Source organism: Pseudoxanthomonas suwonensis (genome assembly GCF_000972865.1).
In the GTDB taxonomy this organism is placed as follows: Bacteria; Pseudomonadota; Gammaproteobacteria; order Xanthomonadales; family Xanthomonadaceae; genus Pseudoxanthomonas; species Pseudoxanthomonas suwonensis_B.
Genome location: NZ_CP011144.1, coordinates 2,031,701 through 2,053,398, shown reverse-complemented (window position 1 = coordinate 2,053,398; position 21,698 = coordinate 2,031,701). Strand labels below are relative to the sequence as shown.

13 protein-coding genes and 1 tRNA gene are annotated in these 21,698 nt (G+C 66.5%); 7 read left to right on the top strand and 7 right to left on the bottom strand.

Features of this window, described 5'->3' with window-relative positions:
* Positions 1-3 precede the first annotated feature (3 nt).
* Genes WQ53_RS16280 through WQ53_RS08520 form a run of 4 tightly spaced genes read left to right on the top strand, consistent with a single transcriptional unit; the run spans position 4 to position 3,409 of the window.
* Positions 4-630, top strand: coding sequence for a LicD family protein (locus WQ53_RS16280; protein WP_082112923.1), 627 nt, complete (start codon positions 4-6; stop codon positions 628-630).
* Positions 615-1,757 (top strand): O-antigen ligase family protein, encoded by a 1,143-nt coding sequence (locus WQ53_RS16760; protein ID WP_144409279.1) that lies wholly within the window; start codon positions 615-617, stop codon positions 1,755-1,757. The genes WQ53_RS16280 and WQ53_RS16760 overlap by 16 nt, the downstream gene beginning before the upstream one ends.
* Complete coding sequence (locus WQ53_RS16275; RefSeq protein WP_158497828.1) at positions 1,735-2,682, top strand: glycosyltransferase; 948 nt, start codon at positions 1,735-1,737, stop codon at positions 2,680-2,682. Before WQ53_RS16760 ends, WQ53_RS16275 begins: the two co-directional genes overlap by 23 nt.
* A complete protein-coding gene (locus WQ53_RS08520; RefSeq protein WP_052631777.1) occupies positions 2,666-3,409 on the top strand; it encodes a WecB/TagA/CpsF family glycosyltransferase in 744 nt (247 codons plus the stop codon). Before WQ53_RS16275 ends, WQ53_RS08520 begins: the two co-directional genes overlap by 17 nt.
* 216 nt (positions 3,410-3,625) lie before the next feature.
* Here the strand turns inward: WQ53_RS08520 and fcl are convergent, their stop codons facing one another.
* The gene (gene fcl / locus WQ53_RS08515) at positions 3,626-4,570 is read right to left on the bottom strand and encodes a GDP-L-fucose synthase (protein ID WP_052631776.1); all 945 of its coding nucleotides are present in this window, start codon (positions 4,568-4,570) and stop codon (positions 3,626-3,628) included.
* A gap of 152 nt (positions 4,571-4,722) precedes the next feature.
* On the opposite strand from fcl, the gene WQ53_RS08510 reads away from it, so the two are divergent.
* Positions 4,723-6,120, top strand: a complete 1,398-nt coding sequence (locus WQ53_RS08510; protein ID WP_052631775.1) for a mannose-1-phosphate guanylyltransferase/mannose-6-phosphate isomerase — start codon at positions 4,723-4,725, stop codon at positions 6,118-6,120.
* A 225-nt stretch (positions 6,121-6,345) separates the two neighbouring features.
* Positions 6,346-7,197, top strand: coding sequence for a 3-deoxy-8-phosphooctulonate synthase (gene kdsA / locus WQ53_RS08505; RefSeq protein WP_052631774.1), 852 nt, complete (start codon positions 6,346-6,348; stop codon positions 7,195-7,197).
* 223 nt (positions 7,198-7,420) lie between these two features.
* On the opposite strand, the gene WQ53_RS08500 is transcribed toward kdsA, so the two are convergent.
* Complete coding sequence (locus tag WQ53_RS08500) at positions 7,421-8,059, bottom strand: phosphatase PAP2 family protein (RefSeq protein ID WP_052631773.1); 639 nt, start codon at positions 8,057-8,059, stop codon at positions 7,421-7,423.
* A gap of 377 nt (positions 8,060-8,436) precedes the next feature.
* On the opposite strand from WQ53_RS08500, the gene WQ53_RS08495 reads away from it, so the two are divergent.
* Positions 8,437-8,513 (top strand) — tRNA-Arg (locus tag WQ53_RS08495).
* Positions 8,514-8,619: 106 nt separating this feature from the next.
* On the opposite strand, the gene WQ53_RS08490 is transcribed toward WQ53_RS08495, so the two are convergent.
* Genes WQ53_RS08490 through WQ53_RS08470 form a run of 5 tightly spaced genes read right to left on the bottom strand, consistent with a single transcriptional unit; the run spans position 8,620 to position 21,695 of the window.
* Positions 8,620-9,552 carry a hypothetical protein gene (locus WQ53_RS08490; RefSeq protein ID WP_052631772.1) on the bottom strand — a complete coding sequence of 311 codons (933 nt, stop codon included), beginning with the start codon at positions 9,550-9,552 and terminating at the stop codon, positions 8,620-8,622.
* A 20-nt stretch (positions 9,553-9,572) separates the two neighbouring features.
* On the bottom strand, positions 9,573-14,297 hold the full coding sequence (locus WQ53_RS08485) for a DUF4157 domain-containing protein (RefSeq protein ID WP_052631771.1): 4,725 nt from the start codon (positions 14,295-14,297) through the stop codon (positions 9,573-9,575).
* Between the two features lie 25 nt (positions 14,298-14,322).
* Positions 14,323-19,590 (bottom strand): eCIS core domain-containing protein, encoded by a 5,268-nt coding sequence (locus tag WQ53_RS08480; protein ID WP_082112919.1) that lies wholly within the window; start codon positions 19,588-19,590, stop codon positions 14,323-14,325.
* 11 nt (positions 19,591-19,601) lie between these two features.
* On the bottom strand, positions 19,602-20,168 hold the full coding sequence (locus WQ53_RS17040) for a hypothetical protein (protein ID WP_158497827.1): 567 nt from the start codon (positions 20,166-20,168) through the stop codon (positions 19,602-19,604).
* Between the two features lie 24 nt (positions 20,169-20,192).
* A complete protein-coding gene (locus tag WQ53_RS08470) occupies positions 20,193-21,695 on the bottom strand; it encodes a hypothetical protein (RefSeq protein ID WP_052631768.1) in 1,503 nt (500 codons plus the stop codon).
* Between the last annotated feature and the right edge of the window lie 3 nt (positions 21,696-21,698).

The following is a 21,698-nucleotide window of genomic DNA, read 5'->3' as shown; positions in this document are numbered from 1 at the left end:
TATATGCAAAACATAATTCATACCGATTTCGGCGATTACTTGTTCAGCGCCGTCCATTTGTATCATGGTCGCGGTGCTATAGATCCTGAGATATCCGCCAGGAATCTCCTTCTCCTCAAGGAGCTATTAGACAACCGTGATATTCGCTTTGGTATTATATATGGAACATTACTAGGCGCCATCAGAGAAGGCGGCTTCATCCCTTGGGACGAGGATGTTGATATATATATCTTGAATGAATACAAGAAGGATTTTCAAAATTATCTGCACGAGCTTCGAGAACATGGGCTTGAGATAGTTCGCGCAGATGGGGATTTATACTCCCTGATGAAAGACAACAACTATATCGACATTTACTTCTTTCGCCGAAATGGCGGGCGAAGAATCTGCAATAGAGACTCTGTCAGGTCGGCCTATATCGAAAACCATGAGCCTTTAAACTTCCTCGGCACCACGTTCCTTGCCCCGTCCAACGCGCGTCAATTCTTGTCCGAGGTCTATGGCCCCGACTGGATGACACCAAAACGGGATTTTCCAGCAAAGCCGTGGTCAAATTGGATGAAGTTTAAAGAAGCAGTCAAGGTCAAATTTCCATTCTTGCTCCAAGCTAAACAATGGCTGCGACGCTAGATCAAATCACTCATTTTCGAACGGTGATTACGAATTCACTGTTCCTGTTGCTCGGGGCCTGGGGAATCTTTCTATCACTTGATCCTTCTGGCATTTATTTTGGAACAAAGATTAGCGCGCAGTATTTCGCGGCGCTGTTAATTTGCACTGTGGGCGCATGGTCTTCTGTTATGTTTAACAGAAGGCAGTGGGATGTTATTCTGCTTTTTGCAGCGACTGCCATAACTGCAATCGGGCTATTGCGACTTGAATGGACGCAAGAGAGTCTGGCCGACTCTTCTATTCGTATCATTCTTATTCCGTATATCATCACGTGCGCCTATGTAGCTTCGTCTGGCGCAAGTCGGGCTGGCAAGTATTTCCAGCTCATGGTCACGGCCGGAGGCATAGTAGTAGGCGTATCGATAATAGCCTGGCGACTCTTGGGATATAAATCTGATTTCTTTCAAATTTATCATGAAGAAGTATTTCTACTAGCACCTCTGATGTTAATAGATGCAAAACGCAGAGGGCGCCTACTAACGCTTCTCGGCTTCTCGCTTGGGCTGTTTGCCCTGTTGTTGAGCAATAAGTTTACGGGCTTCATTGTCTTGGCGGTCGTCTTGTTGCTACGACTAGCGCAACTTCATTCCTCTCGATTCTTGTATAAAAGAGCGAACTCCCTGTGGACCGTTCTTTTCTCGATGTCGGCGGTTCTTCTAGCGATATTTTGCGTCCTTTACTTGCTTACATCGAGTGATGCTCCAACGGGAAGCACCGAGGTTAGATATTTCACTTATCTGATTCGCTGGGACCAATTCATCCATTCGCCATTCTTCGGCGAAGCTCATCGCACAACGGAACTGTTTGTTCCTGATAAGAACTTCTATATTCCAAGCCACTCGGATCTCCTCGATGTACTGGCATTTACCGGGATCGTTGGAGCCGCCTTCCTGCTGATTCCACTCGTATCAACGTTGCGATTGAGCTTGCGTTCCAGGAATTATGTTTGGGCGGCACTAATTTCTTGCATTACGCTTACCTTTCTCGTGAACCCCTTGCTTTATCAGCCTACCTATTTGATTGTCCTCGCAGCCGTAGTCTATTTTTCACGAATTTATGCGCATGATTATCGATCAGATGGCTGACATCAGCATTGTTGTTCCTGTATTGAATGATGAGAAAGGGCTTCTTTTCACTCTTTCCTCCATAGAGTCTGCCGCCGCCTTTGCCGAATCTTTGGTTGTGGAAGTAATAGTTATCGACGGGAACGGAAAATCTTCGGAGCGTCTTGTAGACGCACTTCGCCTGTGGCCCCATCTCCGAATTCGACAGGAAGAAGACCCTGCGCGCGGCGCATACGCCGCCGTTGATAGAGGCTTGGCAGTTGCAAGTGGCCCTATCCAAGGATGGCTGAACGCTGGCGATTACATATTCCCTCAAGCACTGTACGTTGTAGGTCTAGTTTTTGATTCTTATGCACGCATTGATTGGGTATGCGGGCATTCAGCCCTCATGTCTGAAACAGGGCTGATAGGCAAGATTGATTCTTGGCCGGTCTATTATCCTTCTCGATTTATATCCGCCGGCCTCTATCAGAAGAATGGGTTAGGTTACTTGCAGCAGGAGGGTATGTTTTGGAGAAGGACTTTATACTCTCAAGCGCGCGGGCTTGATTTGTCTCTTAAGCTTGCCGCTGATTTTGATCTCTGGAAGAGATTCTCGAATATTTCATCTCTTGCCACGATCGCCACTCCCATTGCAGCATTTGAAGTTTCTCCGTCAACCCAGCGAAGCAGAATATTTGAATCTGAATATCTGGCTGAAGTTTCATCAAGGACTTCACAACGGCCATGGTCGCTGATCTTTAAATTTCTTGGTTCAATTGGCTACTCCTTAGTTGTGCTACTTCGGTTTTTATTTTTTTCGGCCGGCACCGTCATATTCGTCGACGTAGAACGCGGAAAGTTGGTTCCTATCGTCGGGCTATGGCCAGCTGCAAGGGTATCGCTTTGGGGGTTGATATCCACCATTAGAATCGACAAGGCGCGTAATCATGCACAAAAAGGTTGACGTGATTGGCGCACCTATTAATTTGTTCGATTGGGAAGGGGTTATTACCAAAATTTCTGAATGGGCTGAATTACGTCAGAGTAAGGTGGTCTGCATATGCAATGCCCACTCACTTGTAACTGCGAAGCGCAGCCTTAGTTTCGCTCGGATTATTCGACGAGCGGATTTGGCCACTCCGGACGGCATGCCAGTGGCTTGGATGCTTGGATTTATGACAGGGAACCGCCCGAAGCGGATTAGCGGACCGGATCTCATGCTCAGGTACTGTAGGCATGCAGCTGCTTCTGAGCAGTCTATTTATCTGTACGGGGGCTCTCAGGCCACACTTGATTCGCTCGTAGTCGCACTGCAGCGGCAGTTTCCGGGATTGATCATCGCGGGATTCTATTCGCCACCGTTCAGGGAATTGACCACTGAAGAGGCGGATGCCGTTGTTGATGCAATCAACAGTTCTGGTGCCAACGTAGTCTGGGTTGGGCTTGGCTGTCCAAAACAAGAGTTGTGGATGTCTGAAAACTACGGTCGCGTGAACGCGGTAATGATAGGGGTAGGTGCGGCATTTGATTACCACGCTGGCACGCTCAGGCGCGCGCCGGTGTGGATGCAAAATTGCGGACTTGAGTGGCTTTATCGTCTCGCAAATGAACCTCGACGCCTTTGGAAGCGTTATTTAGTAACTAATACCCTTTTCATTTGGTACTCTGCTCGGCAGCTACTATCAATTTAGATGTCGTGTTCCTGTTCTTGGGAAATTCCACGACAGAACCCTGGCGTCACCATGCCAGTCACGCCCCACTGATTGAAGCTGGCGCGCCAATGGACATCGCGCGAATACTAGTCTCAACCACTCATGCGCCAATACGCGCTATTAGCGTTCCCGTGGCCGCGACTGGCGGAATGGAGATGGGTCGGCGGCCGATGGAACGCCCGGGCTATTTGCTGCTCAGACGGCGCGCAGTTGCGACTGGTGGTCCAGAAACCAGCGGTAGGTCTGCTCGATGCCCTCGCGCAAGCCGATCTGCGCATGCCAGCCCAGTCCATGCAGCCGCGAGACGTCCAACAGCTTGCGCGGGGTGCCGTCGGGCTTGCTGGTGTCATTGACGATCCCGCCTCCGAAGCCGGTGACTTCCTTTACCAGTTCAGCCAGGTCGCGGATGCTGACGTCATCGCCCACGCCGACGTTGACGATGTCTGCACCGTCATAGGTCTCGGTCAGGAACACGGTGGCGGCGGCCATGTCGTCCACGTGCAGGAACTCGCGGCGCGGGGTGCCGGTGCCCCACATCACTACTTCCCCGTCGCCGCGCAATTTGGCCTCGTGGAACTTGCGGATCAGCGCCGGCAACACGTGCGAGTTGTTGAGGTCGAAGTTGTCGCCGGGTCCGTACAGATTGGTCGGCATCAGGCTGATCGCGTTGAACCCGTACTGCTTGCGGTAGGCCTGGCACAGCTTGATGCCGGCGATCTTGGCGATGGCGTACCACTCGTTGGTCGGTTCCAGCGCGCCGGTCAGCAGCGAGTCTTCGCGGATCGGCTGCTCGGCGAACTTGGGATAGATGCAGGACGAGCCCAGGAAGGTCAGTTTCTGCGCGCCATGCCGGAAGGCGGCATCGATGACGTTGTTCTGGATCTGCATGTTCTCGAACAGGAACAGCGCAGGGTAGGTGTCGTTGGCGTGGATGCCGCCGACCTTGGCCGCGGCCAGGATCACTACCTGAGGTTTCTCCTTCGCGAAAAAGACCTCGACCGAGGCGGCCTCGCGCAGGTCCAGCATGTCGCGGCCAGCCAGCAGCAGGTTGTCATAGCCCAGCGCTTGCAGCCGGCGGACGATGGCGCCGCCCACCAGGCCGCGGTGGCCCGCGACGAAGATCCGATCCTGCTTCTGCATTGCCTTTCCTGTCCCGCTCGAATCGAGGCGGAATTCTACCCCGTGCGGCACGCATTCCCGGTGGATGCCCTCGTGCTGGCGATGCTTTCGGGAAATCGGTCCGGTGCCGGCGGCTGGTATTCTTTGGCACTGAATTCAACCGATGGACCCCCATGATTCCCGTCATTCTCTCCGGCGGCTCCGGCACCCGACTGTGGCCCCTGTCCCGCGAGGCCTATCCCAAGCAGTTCCTGCCCTTGGCGGGCAAGAACACCATGCTCCAGGCCACCTGGCAGCGGGTCGCAGCGCTGGCCAGCGCTGCGCCGATCCTGGTCGCCAACGAAGACCACCGCTTCATGGTCGCCGAGCAGTTGCGCGAGGTGGACTGCAAGCCGGCCGCGATCCTGCTCGAGCCGGTGGGCCGCAACACTGCTCCGGCCATCGCCGCGGCTGCGCTGCAGGCCACCGCCGATGGCGAAGACCCGCTGCTGCTGGTGCTGCCCTCGGATCATGTGATCGCCGACGCGGCCGCGTTCCGCAGCGCCGTTTCGCAGGCGGCAACCGCCGCCGAGGCCGGGCGACTGGTGACCTTCGGGATCGTGCCCACTGGCCCGGAGACCGGCTACGGCTACATCAAGGCGACTGCAGGCGAAGTCGTGCGCGATGTGGAGCGCTTCGTCGAGAAGCCCGATGCGGCCACCGCCGAGGGCTATGTCGCTTCCGGCGAGTATTTCTGGAACAGCGGCATGTTCCTGTTCCGCGCCTCGCGCTATCTGGCCGAGCTGGAGCGCCACGCCCCGGCCATGTTGACCGCCTGCCGCGCAGCCTTCGCCGCGGCCCGCCGCGACGAGGACTTCGTGCGCCTGGACAAGGCCGCCTTCGCCGCCTGCCCGGCCGACTCGATCGACTACGCGGTGATGGAGAAGACCGCCGACGCGGCGGTACTGCCGATCGCGGTGGGCTGGAACGACGTGGGCAGCTGGTCGGCGCTGTGGGAGGTGGCCGAGCAGGACGGCAACGGCAACGCCCACCATGGCGACGTGGTCGCGCTGGACTGCCGCGATACCCTGGCCTGGGGCGACCGCCGGCTGGTGGCGATGATCGGCCTGCAGGACGTGGTGGTGGTCGATACCGACGATTCGGTGCTGGTGGCGCACAAGGACCACGTGCAGGACGTCAAGACGGTGGTGGCGCGGCTGAAGGCCGCCGGCCGGCCGGAGCCCACCTTCCACCGCAAGGTCTACCGGCCGTGGGGCGCCTACGATTCCATCGACATGGGCGAGCGCTTCCAGGTCAAGCGGATCACGGTCAACCCCGGCGCCGCGCTGAGCTTGCAGATGCACCATCACCGCGCCGAGCACTGGATCGTGGTCAGCGGCACGGCCGAGGTGACCCGTGGCGAGGAGGTGCTGCTGCTGTCGGAGAACCAGAGCACCTACATCCCGCTGGGCGTGACCCACCGCCTGCGCAACCCGGGCAAGGTGCCGCTGGAGTTGATCGAGGTGCAGTCGGGGAGTTACCTGGGTGAGGACGATATCGTCCGTTTCGAGGATGTGTACGGGCGCGCGTGAGGCGCGGCCGGGGCTGTTGTAGGAGTTGGGTACGGCCGGCGACGCGATGTGGTGGGGCGGTGCGGTGCCTGCCTCGTTTCGATCAGCGTGGAGGTTTAACGCGGGGACCATCTGGTCCGCCTCGCGTCGCGCACTGAAGTACGCTCCTACAGGAGGGGCCGGTGCAGCTGTAACGGCGTTTGGGCAGGCGCATAATTGGCGCCTGTCCTCCGCCGGAATCCGCCCATGTCCGTCTCCGTCCAGATCGATGACCGCGTCCGCGTCGCCAACGACGCTCCGTTCGTGCTGTTCGGCGGGCTCAACGTGCTGGAGGACCTGGACTCGACCCTGCACGCGGCGGGGCACTACGTCGAGGTCACCGGCCGGCTCGGCATCCCGCTGGTGTTCAAGGCCTCGTTCGACAAGGCCAACCGCTCCTCGATCAAGTCCTACCGCGGGGTCGGCCTGGAGGAGGGGCTGCGCATCTTCCAGGAGGTCAAGGCCCGCTTCGGCATCCCGGTGATCACCGACGTGCACGAGCCCTGGCAGGCCGCGCCGGTGGCCGAGGTGGTGGACGTGCTGCAGCTGCCGGCGTTCCTGGCCCGGCAGACCGACCTGGTGGATGCGATCGCGCGCACCGGGCGGGTGGTCAACATCAAGAAGCCGCAGTTCCTCAGTCCCACCCAGATGCGGAACATCGCCGACAAGATCCGCGAGGCCGGCAACGAGCGCATCGTCCTGTGCGAGCGCGGCAGCCAGTTCGGCTACGACAACCTGGTGGTGGACATGCTCGGTTTCCGCGAGATGGTCGAGGCCACCGGCGGGCTGCCGGCGATCTTCGACGTGACCCACAGCCTGCAGCGCCGCGAGGCCGGTGCCGAGGCGTCCGGCGGGCGCCGCCGGCAGGTGGCGGAACTGGCGCGCGCCGGCATGGCGGTGGGGCTGGCCGGGCTGTTCCTGGAGGCGCACCCGGATCCGGACCATGCGCGCTGCGATGGGCCCAGTGCATTGCCGCTGGCGGTGCTGGAGCCGTTCCTGGCGCAGGTCAAGGCGATCGACGACCTGGTGAAGGGGTTCGAGCCGCTGCAGATCCGCTGACGCGACGCTGTTGTAGGAGCCGGGCTTGCCAGCGATGGACGGCGTCGGCACAGGCGACGCACTCATGGTTCCGACGCCCGTGTCGCCGGCTGAACCCGGCTCCTACAGAAAAGCCGGGCGGCGTGGCTGTTGTAGGAGCTGGCTTCAGCCGGCGACACGACGACGTCGGCACAGGCGACGCACTCGTGGTTCCGACACCCGTGTCGCCGGCTGAAGCCGGCTCCTACAACGGGGGTGGGGTGCGCCATTGGTGCCGGTCGACTGGTGAGTCGCGGTCGGCCAGGGTCGCGCCGATGGTGGCGAACCAGCGCTCGCTGGGCAGCGTGGGCGCCGGGTGCCGCCACAGCCACAGTGCGGCCAGCAGGCACAGCGCGCCAAGCGCGGCGGTGGGCCCTCGCGGCCAGCGGTAGTCCCGCAAGGCATGCAGTCCATACACGGCTGCCGCAACGCCCAGCGCCGCGCCGGCCAGCACTTCCGACGGCGGGTGCGCGCCCAGTGGGACGCGCGAGATGCCGACGAGCGCGCCGATCAGCCAGCCCAGCCCGGCGGCGGTACGCCGCCAGGCCCGGCGGCGCGGCGGCACCAGCAGGGCCAGCGCCACCGGCCAGAACGCCAGCGCCATGACCGTGTGTCCGCTGAAACAGGTCAGGTCCCAGGCGCGGATGCCGGTGCCCCAGCCGTAGAAGGCGATCTTGCTGGCCGCCACCAGCGCCGCCGCCAGGCCGACGGCGCACCACCAGCGCAGCACGGCGCCGCGCGCGGCCGGTTCGCGCAGCGCCAGCAGGCCACCGAGCGCCAGCACCAGCGGCAGCACGAACAGGGCGCTGCCCGGTGCAATGAACAGGTGCCAGTTCCAGGTCATTCCTGCGTTTCCTTCGCGACGCTTCGCGGCCACCCTGGCCAGGCCCGCATTGTGGCCGATGCATCGTGCCGCTGCGCATCGCGCTTCACCCACCGGTGCTGGTGCCGCAGGGCGTGCAGGTGCCGGCACCGCCATCGTCCCCGCGCAGGCCGGGACCCAGCGTCTTTCGCCCGCAGTCCGGCATCGTCGCAGAGTTGGAGTCACTGGATCCCGGCCTGCGCCGGGACGACGGGTGGCAGGGCGCAGGTGACTTCCTCATCCTCCCGACGCCCAGGTCGCCGGCAAGCCCGCACTCCTGCACGGGAAGGCGGCACGGGGTCCGTGGGGATGCCACGGCAGGGCCCGGCATGGCGTTTTCCGCTACAATGCCCGGCCACGCGCCCGTAGCTCAGCCGGATAGAGTAGTGGCTTCCGAAGCCATTGGTCGGGGGTTCGAATCCCTCCGGGCGCGCCATCTCTGAACTGGCTTTCAGCCACTGCCTGCTCTCTGCCCATGCCGGCAGCAGCCCGGAACACCGGGTCGAGCCCTCCGCGGCCAGGTACGCACCGCCTCGCTTCGATCAGGCGACCCAGTCCGGCGGCGTCGGCGTGGGGCGGTAATCGGTGTCCAAGCGTTGTTCGACGCCGTCGACCACCGTCCAGCATTCGAGTTCGCGCAGCCACAACGCATGCAGGTGGCGCCGCGCGTCCTCCGGCTTCGGGAACACGTAGGCCAGCCGCTTCAGCGGCTTGCCGTCGGCGAGCGCTCCCTGCTTCAGCGCGGCGCGCGCATCGAGCAGTTCCACCGGCTTGGGCTCCCGGCCCAGCACGACCATGCGCAGCATCTGTTCCCCGGCGTCGTAGAGTCCCGCCAGGGCCGTCTCGAAGACGTAGGGAATCTGCAGGAAGCCCCCTTCTTCGTCGATCCCCATGGTCCTGTACCCCGGTCTGGCCTGTGACCACGCGGCCTTCGCGGGCACGTCCAGCGCATGGAACTGGACCAGGCTGACGTCGGCCGCCCCCTGCAGCAGTCGCCATGGCCCGTACTGCAGCCAGCGGCGCGACACCAGGCGCTCATGCCCGGCGCCTTTGAACGCGCAGCCCCAGCCGTGCGGGTAGTGGTTGCGGCCGAAGCTGGGACGGCGGTACTTGGTGCTGGTGCTGGCCCACTCCGGATACAGGGAGGCGAACGAGGCCACCTCGAACGGCGCGCGCTCCAGCAGTTCCAGCGCGGCACCGGGATCGGGCGTGAACGGGAAACGGCCGGCCACCAGGCCGCTGGGATAGCGGATCAGCGACTCGCTCTGGTCGGCCGTGAAATAGGCCGCCACGACGCCCTTCGCATTGGCCGCCGTGCGCTCCAGCCAGTCGGCCGCCGGTCGCCTGTCCTGGTAGTCGACGACCCATTGCTCCGGAACGCGCCCGGCCCAGGCATGGGCCACGAACCAGCGCAATGCGGCCTCCGGGTCCGGGCCTTCCAGCGCGAGGCCCCAGTATTCGTTGTTGTCGGTCATCGGCTGCCTCCGTCCGGGATTCACAGGGCCGGCAGGCCAAGCTTAGTGCGGAAGTCCGGCTTCAGCAGTACGTCCTTGTTGCTGGCCGTGACCTTCACGACCTTGCCGTCGGTGGCGTGGAACTCGAAGGTGAGCGGGGCGCCCGGGTTGGCGCTCAGGATCTGGTGGGCGAGCGATGCGTTGGCGATCCCGCCCTTCGGATCGAGGAAGGCCACCGATACCTGCTCGATCCTGCGCGGCGCGCCACCCGACGGCTGCACCTTCTGGCCGACCATCGCCAGCATGTCCTCGATCTGGCCGCGTTCGCGCGGGCCGAGCCGGGTGGTGACGTTCTTGATCTCGCGCGCGCGGGTGCCGTCCATGCGGTCGATCGTGCGCCCCTGCGCGACGGCGCTCTCGGGGACGCCCTTGGCGGCCGCCAGTTCCGCCGGACTGATGTCCACGTGCACGGTGCTCTTGCCCGAGCCGAACAGTTCGGCGTACACCCGCTCGCCCAGGCTGCCGCGCTCCTCCGGTCCGAGCCGTTCGCTCAACCGCAGCATCTCGTCCATTCCGGCCGCGCGCCTGGCCTGCGCCGGATCGCCCGTGGCCTTGAGCACTTCGCGGTAGCGGGCGGTCTTCTTCAGGTAGGCGGGGCTGGTGATCTGTTCGACCAGCCGGGCCTTGAAGACGTCCTTCACCTTGCCGCGGACGGTGTCGTAGGTACGGCTGCCCGGTTCGGCTATCGCATCGATCACTTCCTTGCGCGACTTGACCAGTCCCTGGTCCAGCAGCATCTCGACGAACGCGCCGAAGGGCGTGTCGGCCTGGTAGCCGCCCAGTTCGCGGAAGGCCTGGAGGGCGTCGGTCCCCGGTTCGAAGCGCTCGGGTTCGTAGGGACGGTCGTCCTTGACGAATTTGCGCTGCTTCTCGTCGTAGTAGATCTTCTCCCTGCCCGGCTTGGCCACCACCTCCAGCTGGCCCTTGCGGAAACGCCATCGATAGCCGTCGGGCGCCGGGGGCAGCTTGCGCTCGATCCGCATGCGCTCGCCGGCGGCCAGCCCTTCGGCTGCCACGTAGCCGCGGCCCAGGGCGTTGCCCATCTCGATGGCATTGAAGACCGCGGCGTGTTCCTGGTACTGCAGTTCGAGCGAATCCAGGTCCCGCATCAGTTCGTTCTGGCGGGCCATGTCGCGCCGGTCCGCGGGCTGGTCGGCGATGGCGGCCAGTTCCGCATGGCGCTCGCGCATCATGCGATCGAGCTTCACCAGCTCGAACCTCGCCTCCCATGCGCGGCTGCCGATCTGCGGCCGCTTGGCCGCGGGTCCCTTGAACAGGTTGATGAAGAGATCGCGCAGCTGGCGGATGCGCCCGCCGGTACCCGAGTACTTGAGCATCAGCTCGGCCACGGCGGCATGCGTCTTGACGTCGGCGGCGGTGGCCCCTTTCCCGATCTGTATCTGCACGTCGGTGATGAGGCCGTTGCCGCCGCGCTTGTAGACCACGCGCGCGTCCGTACCCATGCCTTCGACCACCGCCACCTTGCCGTGCAGCGATCCGGGCACGCCGCGCAACTGTGCCTTGCCGGGCTTGTAGCCCACTGCGGCGGGGGCGGGGGCGGGAGCCGCGGCCGCGTCCCCGGCCGGCGTGGCGGCGGTGGCTTCCGGCGTGGCGGCTTTCCCCGGCGCCTTGGCGACGGGTTCCGGTGCGGCGGCCTTCGCCGGCGCCTTGCCGGCGGGTTCGACGAATTCGCCCTCCTTCACCGTGCGCTTGCGCGGTTTGCCCTGCACGTCCAGCGGTTCCTCGAAGCTCAGGCTCGCGTCCTTGCCCTTGCTCGATTTGTCGGGGCGCTTGCCGGGCCCATGGGCTTCGCTGAACAGCTTCTCCGAGACGGGAATCGCGGCCTGCTCGAACCAGTTCAGCAGCATCGTCAGCTTCTTGCGGCGCAGCTCGCGCGGGTCCGCGTCCGGATCGGTCTGCGATTCCATGAGCGTGTTGAACAGCTGGTAGCTGATCACGATGAACTGGCCGCCGTTGATCAGCTTGATCGCGATCCTGCTGCTGCTGGCCACTATCTCCAGGCCGCGCGAGCCGGCCTTGCCCACGGTCGACAGCTTGCCCAGTCCGAGGGTGGCGATGTTGATCAGGTCGAACACCGCTTCTTCGTCGACCTGGAGGTCGTCGTACACCGCGCGGTTGACGATGTTGTAGAGGCTGGATCCGGCCTGGATCGGGGCCAGCACGGCCAGGATTCCCAGCGATGAACCGCCGGTCAGGGGCGCCGCCAGGATCGCCGCGATGGTGAGCGCGTGGGCGGCATCGTCGACGGTTTCCTTCAGCTGCGCCTTGATCGACATCTCCAGCTTCATCGGATTGGGCAGTTCGGACTTCCACTTCTCGTAGGGCTTGGGCACCTCGTAGCTGATCCAGCCGCGCCCGCGGTTCAGGTTGCGGCGCAGGTCGGTCATCGCATCCAGCCACGCGTCCTGCCGCCCGGCGCCCAGGAAGCCGCTGGCGCTGCCGGTGAAGGTGCGGCCCGTGGCACCGGTGACGTCGGCGATCACCACCTCGAGCTTGTCGGCGGCGATGTACCTGCGTTCGCCGACGTGGAACGACAGCTCGGTCCTCTGGCTGGTCACCTCGTCGACCAGCATCGCGCGCATGTATCCCACCGGATCGATCTGCGAATCGCGGCTCGACAGTGCGCCGCGCATGCGCGCGATCACCGCGTCCAGGATCTTGAGCCGCGCCCGCAGCTTCTCGAGCTTCGCCTCCTTGAACGCGAGGTATTTTTCGCCCGGTGGATACTCGTCGGATTCGAAATAGGCGATCTGCGACCTGAGCAGGTTCTGCTCGGCCACCTTCGCGTTCAGTGGATCGCTCCCGGCGGCGGCGAGGTCCTCGAAGTAGCCCAGCATCAGCGCCTTGTAGGCGCGCTCGGACCGTTTTATGACCACGTCGCCTTCGCCGCTGGCGATTTCCTGGTCCAGATCCGCCAGCGCGGCTTCGACCTGGGCGCGGTTCTTCTCCGCGTCGGCCTTCAGTTCATCGCCTCCCGACAGCGATTCGCGGGCCACGTCCTCGATGTCGTACACCGACACCATGACCCCGGACACGGAAGTGGCGCGGCGGTACTTGGCGTCCTTGGGAACCACCTGGGTCGCCAGGCAGCGGACGAAGTAGTCCCCCTGCTCCTTGAACGGGACGTCCATCACGTCCTCGGTGGTCAGCTGGTTGGGGCCCCCGGTGATCGCATTGATGACCGTCATCACCGCCTGCCCGGTCATGGCCAGCGCGGTGCGCACGTTCCGGGTCTGCGATTCGACCGCGGAACGGAATACGCTTTCCGGGATGCTCTGCCGGCGCCGGTCGCCCAGCATGGCCTGGCGATCGTCCTTGAGCTGGCGCTTGCGGCGCGCGAAGCCCTCGGCCGCCGCATCCCAGCCGGTCGTGCGCTTCTTGTCCTTGACCCGCAGCGTCTCGTCCAGCTTGAGCACCTCCCACCTGAAGCGCGTCGCCTGCATCAGGTTGGTGACCCGGTCCAGGGTGTTCACGCCCTGGTTCTTGTCCACCTTGCAGATGAAGGATCCGGTGCTGTTGACGGTGGCCAGCTGCGAGGTCAGCGGCAGGGTCGCCGACGGCCAGGCCGGCAGGTTGGCCTTGCTCTTGGCCTCGAACTCCATGAATTCCGGCAGGTTCTCGATCGGGACCGGCGCCGGGGCATCGGCGGTCGCCGCCACGGCGGTGCTGTTGGGGGATACGTAGTAGATGTACTTGGCGCCTTCGAGCGCCTTGTTGAATCCTTCCTGGTCGTCGATGTCCTTGGCGAAGTTGAGCGTGCCCTCCATGTTCAGGTGGCCGATGCCGTAGCTGCCGTCCTCGTTGATGATGATGGGCCGCAGCCGCGCGCCCTTGGTCTGGCGGTAGACGCCCACCGGCACGGTGACCGGGCTTTGCAGGTGGAAGAAGGTCTTGACCACCGGTTTTCCGGTCTCGTCGAAGACCCTGACGTTGGGACCGTTGACGATGACGATGCGGGCTTTGTCCGACTCCTGGTGCTGTTGCAGGAGTTGCGCGAAGTTCGCCGCCGCCTCCTCGAACGTGGCGCCGTTCACCGTGAGCGCCGGGACGCTCTTCGCCGGGGCCTTCTTCAGCTGCACGCGCGGTCCGGCATGGCGCTGCTGGACCACGTGCGCCAGTTCGTGCGCGATCAGCGCCTGTCCGCCGGGCGATCGGGGCGCGTACTGCCCCGGGGCGAACACCACGTGGCGGCCGACGGCATAGGCGTGCGCTCCCAGCGCACCGGTCGATCGTGCGGCCGGCGCGTCGCGATGGATGGACACGTTGCCGAAATCGAAGTCGAAGGCCCGGCCCAGCCGTTCTGCCAACTCCGGATCCAGGGATTGGCCGCGGGTGGAGACGGCGGCGCGCACGTGCGCGGGCGCGTCCGGTGGCGGCGGCGCGTCGGCGGCGGCTTGCCGGTGACCGTGCACGGGCGGGCCATCGGACCCCGGCGGCACTTGCGGGATCTGCAGTGCCCGTTGCGCCAGCAGGTCGGCGGCGCGCTCGGCCGCCGGCCCCTGCGCCGGGTTCGCACCCAGCAGGGCGGCGAGGCCGCGATTGCCCATGCGCGCCACCACCTGCCCGGCCCCGTGGCCTGCGTCCGCCTCGCCTCGCGCCGGCGCATCGTTCCTGGCGCGGCCGGCTTCCTTGCCGCCACCGGCACGCGTGCGGTCCCGGGCGCTGTGGCGAATGGAGGCCTTCATGCGCGCTGCCCCTCGGCCCGTCCGGTCACAGTCCCGTGGGACGCACGCGCGCGCCGCCGCCGGTGTCGGCCGAAGTAACATTGCCCACGTCGATCAGCTGACGCAGCACTGCCTCGTAGAACGCGGTCTTGAAGTTGTGGACCGGGTCGGCCCAGCGTTGCGATGGATCCAGCACGTGGATGGCGTCCCGGCTCAGCAGCACCTCGATGACGTCCGGCCGCTTGTTGCCGACCAGGCCGGCGCCGAAGCCTTCGCCGCTGCCACCGGGCGCGTCCATCAGGGCCTGGCGGTGCCGTTGGCGGGCCGCGGGAGTCGCGCCCGGCATGCGCTCGGTGCCGAACAGGAAGCGGTTCCACGCGCGCTGCACCGCCGGATTGGTGCTGCTTTCCAGCGCATCCCACGCCGGGCGCAGCACCGGATCGTTGGCGGCCACGCGCTCGCGCACGAAATCGAGCGCATTGCGGCCCAGCACGCCTTCGTTGAGCGTGTGCCCGGTGCCGCCCGCTTCGATCGCCGCGGCCAGGCGCGTGGCCACGTTGCGCAGCGTCTGCTGCGGATTGTCGAGCAGGAAGTCGGTGGCGCTGGTGCGGCCGATCCACGATTGCCGCACCTCGCCGATCACCACCGCCTCGAGCCAGGCCGATTCGGTGGAGAAACGGTTGCGGATCTGGGCGTCGCTCAGGTTGTCCAGCGCCACCCGGCGGCTGCGGCCGCCGCCGAATTCGCTCACCGTGCGGAAACGTCGCCGGATGAAGGCGATGCCGGCATCGGTGAGCCCGCCGGCGTCGTCGGTGAACCGGCCGCTGCTGGTTGGCTCGCTGGCTGCCGCGGTGCGGTCGCCGGGCGCCGGGCGGCCTTCTCCGCCCTCGCCGGCGCGGCGCGGCGAGTCGGCGGCGGGCCCGGGTCCGGCCGCGTCGGCGGCGCCGGGGGTCGGCCGTGCAGCGCCGGCGTCGCCTCCTGCTTCGGTGCGCCGGGCGGGCGCGGCGCCGGCCTGGGCCGGGTCCAGCGAGCGGACGTAGCCCTGGATGTCGCGGATCATCGACTGGTACAGCGGCGACCCGGGTTCGACGAACACGGTGCGTTCGCCCCAGTAGGTGCGGAACGCGCCGTCGTGCGCGAAGCGCAGGGTCTGCGGCGGCTCGCCGGGCCGGTGGATGCGGACATAGAAGGGCTCGGCGTGGCCCGGATCGATGCCGTACTCGGTGCGGCCGCGGCCGACGCCCGGGATGTCGAACTCGACGAACTCGCGCACCGGGCCGCCGCCTTCCAGGTAGCGGAACATCAGGCCCTGGAAGTCGTGGGGCGAGGGCAGGCGGAAGGTCGACCGCGTGCTGCCGTCCGGATGGTAGTGCACCACCGCGTCCCAGCCCGAACGGCCGGGCGCGCTGACCCCGGTCTCGTCGCCGATCATCACCCGGTACTCGCCGGTGCGCGGATTGTGGAACAGCCCCACCTCGCGGCCGGCGGACGCCGCCACCGCGTCGTTGTAGGCGTTGAAGGCGGCCTCGTCGGTGCGCAACCGGCGCTGGCACTCGCCGGCCCGCGGCGGATTGGCCACGTCGGCGGCCGGTGGCGGGCGCGAGTAGTCGATGCCGCCCTCGAAGCGCGCCATCAGCCGGTCGTGGCGGCGGGTGCGCCGCGTCGATGCGCGCGGTGGCGCGGGTGGAGCGCGCGGCGGCGGCGCGGCGGCGGAGGTGCTGCGGTCGGCCGGTCCGGGCGGGGTCGCATCGGCACGCGGCGGGGAGGAGCCCTCGCGCGGCGGCCGGAAGCCCGGCGCGTCGCCGGCCTCCAGGCGCGGATCCGCACCTTCGCGCCTGGGTGCGGCGGACTCGCGTGCGCCCTGGTAGCGCGAATGCATCACCATGCCACCGGCCTGGATGCCGATCTGCATCATCGCCCCGCCCAGGATCATGAGCAGTTGCGCCGCACGCTCGTGCTCGGGCAGGTGGCGCAACGCTTCGATCTGCTGCACCAAGCCGGCGCCCATCATCAGCATGCCGGCGCCGTCGGCGCCCAGGCCGGCCACCATCATCACCCGGCCCATGCGCACCATGCGCAGTGGCGTGGCGGCGTGGGCCAGGCCGATCGCCCCGCCGACGAGGTTGACCACGTCCATCGCCGTGGCCAGGTCGAAGCGCAGGCGGTGTTCGTCGTAGCGCTGGTAGAGCCGGTAGGCCGACGGAACCGCGCCGACCGCGCCCAGCGGCAGCAGCAGCATCAGGCTTTCGCCGGCGGTGAAGGGCGCCGCGACGATCGCCGCCAGCGACAGCACCGTGACCCCGTTCTCGACGGCCTCCATCAGCATGCGGCCGGTGCCGGCCTCGACCCGCAAGGTGTGCAGCGCGCCTTCGAGCTGTACCGCGACCCGGCCTCGACCGTAGTCGCTGTGGTCTTCAAGCAGATCGCGCAGGCCGGCCAGTACCGCGGCCACGCGCGGGTTGGGCAAGCCATTCAAGGGCGAAGAGCCCAAGGTGGCGCCGCTGTCCGGCGTGGTCAGATCGGAGATGTACACCTGGTAGGCGCCGCCGACCACGCCGCGGTCGTACATCTCCAGGCTCAGCGCCAGGGAATGGCCCAGGTCGGACACGAAGGTGGCGTGCGGGGTGAAGCGGACCCCGCGCTCGCCGCGGATCCGCTCCTCGCGCATGTCGATCATTTCCCCCAGCGTTTCCAGTTGCCTCTCCAGGCCGCGCACGTCCTCGCGCTCGGCCCAGGCCGAAGACGTCTCTCCGCCGGCATCGAACAGTTCGCGTCGCAGCGCGGCGAGCGCTCCGGGGTCGGCAGGTTCGGCCGTCTCGGCCGCGGCGATCCGGCGGCGCAGCTCCAGCCTCCGCCGCAGCAGCGCGACCTGGCTCCGCAGCAGTTCGCGCCGGGCGACCAGCGCCTCTCCCGGCGCCGCCAGCATCGCCTGCAGTTCCTCCATCTCCGCCTGCAGTTCCGCGGCGTTCTCCGGCGGCAGCGGCGAATCCAGCAGCGCGCGGATCTCCGCCAGCCGCAGCCGTACCTGGAACTCGTTGCGACTGGACTCGCGCACGCGCGTGATCGCCATCTCGTCGGGGTCGCGTGCCACCACCGGGAGCATCGCCACGCTTGGGGCATGCGTCACTTCCTCGTCGCCAGCCAGTACCGGAACAGCACGGCAAACCACCACGTACATGCCCGGCCTTGGGAACACGATGCGGGTGGTGTAGCGCGGCTGGGTGAGGCGTTCGAGCACGGTGCGGATCACCGTGCCGAGCGTGCGCAGCACATTGTTGAGCCGCACCAGGTCGGCCGCGAACGAGGCGTTGCTGATCGCCCGTCCCCAGGGCGTGGTGCCGAAGCGCGAGCGGACGCGCTCGAGGTCGGCGGCGTTGTAGCGGCGTGCCCGCGCGACCCGGGTGTCGAAGACCGTGCCGAAGTCCGGACGCGTGCCGGCCGCGGTGAGCGGGTCGGGGACTTCCTCGCCGGACTCGGGGTCGGGGATGCGCACGAACTTCCACAGGTAGCCGTAGTCGGCAAAGGCGTCGAACACATCGCCGAACTCCAGTTGCATGGTGAAGGCGTGGTCGGTCCGCAGCGCGGCGTCATACAGCGGTGGGGTCAGCGGCGGCGCGCTCGTCATCCGCGCGTCCCAGGGCGGGTCGGTGGCACGCGCCGGTACGTTGAACAGGCTCTCGTCGCCGCGTGTGATGCGCCCTATGGTCCGGTCCAGGTAGCGGAAGAGCCGTCCCAGCAACTCGAGCCTGGCTTCATGGCCCGCGGTGCCTTCGAGCGTCGCCGCCGCGGAAAGGTCCGGCTGGGTGTGCACGTAGCCCAGCAGCCACAGCGCGATCTCGTTTCGAACCCGGTCCTCGGGCGGTGCTTCGGTCAGCCGCGCGGTCAACGGTGCGTCGATCCGCCACAGCCCGCGGTACGCCACTGCACCCTGGGCACGGTAGCGTTCCCGTAACCCGCGCCCGGTGGTGCCCGCCGCGTCGCCGAGCCGGTAGTCGAGGCGTATCGCCTCGACGATGCGGACCGGACCGGTCAGCGCCGCGAAGATGCTTTCGATCATCGCTTCGCGGTTCTCGGCGCTGTACTCCTCGTGGCCCGGCGTGGTCGGCGCCATGCGCTGCCAGTCGCGCGCAAGCGATCCACGCTGGGCCATCTGCCGGCGGAACATATTCTCGTCGTACCACCTGGGCAAACGCGGCCGCAGCAGCGGCCACGCGCTCATCAGTGCATAGCCGACGCGCAGGAGTTCGCGCTGCTCCTCGCTGAGGTCGGCATGCCATCGGTACGGCGGCGCCTCCAGCACCTCGATCAGCATGAGCACGGCCTGCGCCGACAGGCTCAGGCCGATCATGACCTCGCCGGCAGTGGCTGCGCGGTCTACGCGTAGATCGTTTATCAGGCGCAGATTCTGGGAAGCCCCATGCTGCAGCCAGCTCTCCAGCACGCTCGCATCGCGCGAAGGATCGTGCTGGGTTCCGAGCAGCCGTTGCAGGACCAGTGGCCAGATCTGCGCCCGGGTCGAACCGGCGCTGTAGCGCCGGTTGCCGAAGTAGAAGTCGACGCCGTCGAGGGTAACCGCCATCACCGTCGGGGACGGAGCCGTCGGCGCTGCTGCGTCCTCCTCACCGTCGCGCAGCACCAGAAGGCCGTGCGGGCTCCAGGCCAGCTGCTCCACGTGCACCAGTTCGTGCAGCAGCAGGCGCTCGCCGTGCGGCGTGTGCGGAGCGTAGCGCCCGGTGTCGAAGAACAGGTGCTCGCCGGCCGCGAATGCGCGCGCGCGCAACGCCTGGGCCGCGGCGGCGGCGGGGGCATCGGCGTGGATGCGGGCATGCACCACGGCGCTGCGACGTGGCCGTGACACGGGTGCCGGGGCAGGAACCGCTTCGGCTACTTCGGCCGCCCGACGTGCGGCGACTTCGTGAGCGCTATCAGAGTCGGCCACCAGTACGGCCGGCGATGCTTGTGGTGGCCTGTGCCGCGTCGGCTCGCTTGCCCCGGCATGCACCTGATGCAGGAGCGCGCTCAGGCGTGTCGCGCTGGCCTCGGGCAAGGCCGTTCCCGGCCGCGCGAGCGCGGCGCGGACCAGCTGGCCGGCGTACGCGCTGGCCGGTGCGGCGTGCGGTGTGGACGACGCCGGCCGGCCGACCGCCTGCATGCGGCCCAGTAGCGCCTGCATGCCGCGATTGCCCAGTTGCGACGGCAGCAGGTCGGCGCCTTGCGGAGACGGTGCCTGCGCCGCTGCCGGGACGCGGGTGGGCGTGGCCGCCGACGATGCCCGCTGGCCCGTGGCCTTGGCTTGAGCGGGCTTGCTGCTCATGGCCGCCGCGCTCAGGCCTGCGGCAGCAGGCGCGCCACCAGGAGCTGCGCCGGCAGCAGCGCCTGCAGCGCCGGCGTCACCCGGCCGCCGAGCGCGGCCGCGCAGAGGACGACCTCGGCGGCGCCGGCGGCGCGCTTCGGATACGACAGCCGCAGCAGGTGGCGCCAGCTGCCGTCGACCGGCTGGGCCAGGTAGGCGTCGCCGGCACCGCCGGTCTGGATGTGCACGTGGTCGCAGTCGAGGATCCGCATGCATCCGTCCTGGTCCAGGCGGCCGCGCAGGCGATAACCGCGTTCGCCGGAGCACACCGCGCTGAACTCGCCGCGTCCGCCATGGCGGCCAGCCAGGCTCACCTGGCAGGCGGTACGCGACAGGCGTTCGACGGTCAGCAGGGCGCCATCGACCAGTCCCAGCCAGCGGGCGGCGCTGGAGGGCTTCACCGCCTCCAGTGCCTGGCGCATCGCGTCGGGCAGCGCCACTTCGAGGCGAAGGCGCGTGCCTGGTGCGTAGCGCAGCAGGTCGGGCCACTGCGGGCCAGCCGGCATCGCGTCGTTGGGAAGACGGGTCAAGGCGTGCATGGAGAGTCCTGTCCGCCTGCGGTCTCAACCACGGCCGGGCCCGCTCCGGCCGCCGCTGCGCTTGCCGCTGGCGGTGGCGCCCACGGTCGTTTTCGTGGTTGGTTTCGTGGCTTTCTTGGCCTTGGTGGCCTTCTTGGTGGCGGGGGCTTTGCTGATGGCCGTGGCCTTCCTGGTCGTTGTCGACTTCCTGGTCGCCGCGGCCTTCCTGGTCGCTGCAGCTTCCTTGCTGGTGGCGGATTTCCTGGCGGTGGCTTTCCTGGTGGCGGCGGCCTTCTTTGCCGCCTTGGGCTTCCCGCTCCCGCTCGTCCCTGCGGTCCCTGTCCTTGCCGCAGGCCTCCCGGCCGCGGCAGCGGCACCGGCCTTCTTCGCCGCAGCCGGGCGTGGCCCGCGCACGGGCACCGGCACGGGACCGGCGGGCGACATCAGGTCGATGCGTTTCTCCAGCGCGCTCAACCGCTCCAGCGGCAGGCGCGTGGCCAGGTCGTCCTGGGCGTTGCGCACGGCGACCAGGTCGGTGCGCAGCTTGGCGATCTCCACGTCCTTGGCGGTTGCGGTCTTGCGCATGTCCGCCAGCTCGCCCTGCAGGCGCTCGATCTCCCTGGCCTGTTCGCGCAGGCCGCCGGACTCCTCGCCGATGCGCCGTTCGACCGCCGCGTCCACTTCCTTGAGGTTCTCCACCTCGGCGCGCACGGCGTCGATGCCGCGTACCTGCGCCTTCAGCGACTGCACGTCGCCGTCCAGCCGCGCCACCAGCTGGCCATCGACCGCGGCGGCGTCGACCTCCGGCATGCGGCTGTAGTACTTCACCACGCCGTCTTCCTGGTGCAGCGTGACCCGGTCGCCCGGCCTGAGCTTGAGCGGGTAGTCCTTCAGCGAGCGAAGCTCGGCGCGCGCGCCGCTCTCGGCGACCGGGCGCACTTCCACCACCTCGACCTGCTGCAGCGCCAGCGCGCGCTGCGCGTACCCGATGTCCTGGTTGACGATTTCCCGTTCGCGCGTGCCCTGGGGGCGGACCGGCTGGAAGTCGAAATCGCCGACCGCGCGTCCGGCCAGGCCGCCGATCAGCTTCCCGACCGTGCCGACCTTGTCGGCGCCTTCGCGCCACACCCCGCGGAAGTCCGAGGCGCGCCACCAGTCCACGGCCTTCAGCGTCTGCTCGACGCTGACCCGGTCGACGCCCTCCGGCTGCAGCTGCGGCATGTCCAGTTCGAGCTCCACCTGGATCGTGCCGCGGTCGGCATTCATGAGCGGACGGTCGAACGTGCTGAGTACTTCGCGCTCGTCCAGGAAGACCTTGAAGAACACGTCGGGCGCCCGGTCCGGCGCGTAGTCGCCGAAGTAGGTGCTGTCGAAGCCGATGGCGAACAGGCCATCCTCGTTGGTGACCACCTGCCCCAGCAGGTCGTGGTAGCGGGTGTCGCGGTCCCAGGCCTCCACGCGCACGCCGCGCACGCCGACCCGGCTAGCGCGGTCCACGACGCGGCCGTGGATCGTGTATTCGGACTGTTTCCGGAAGTTCGTGGCCATGGG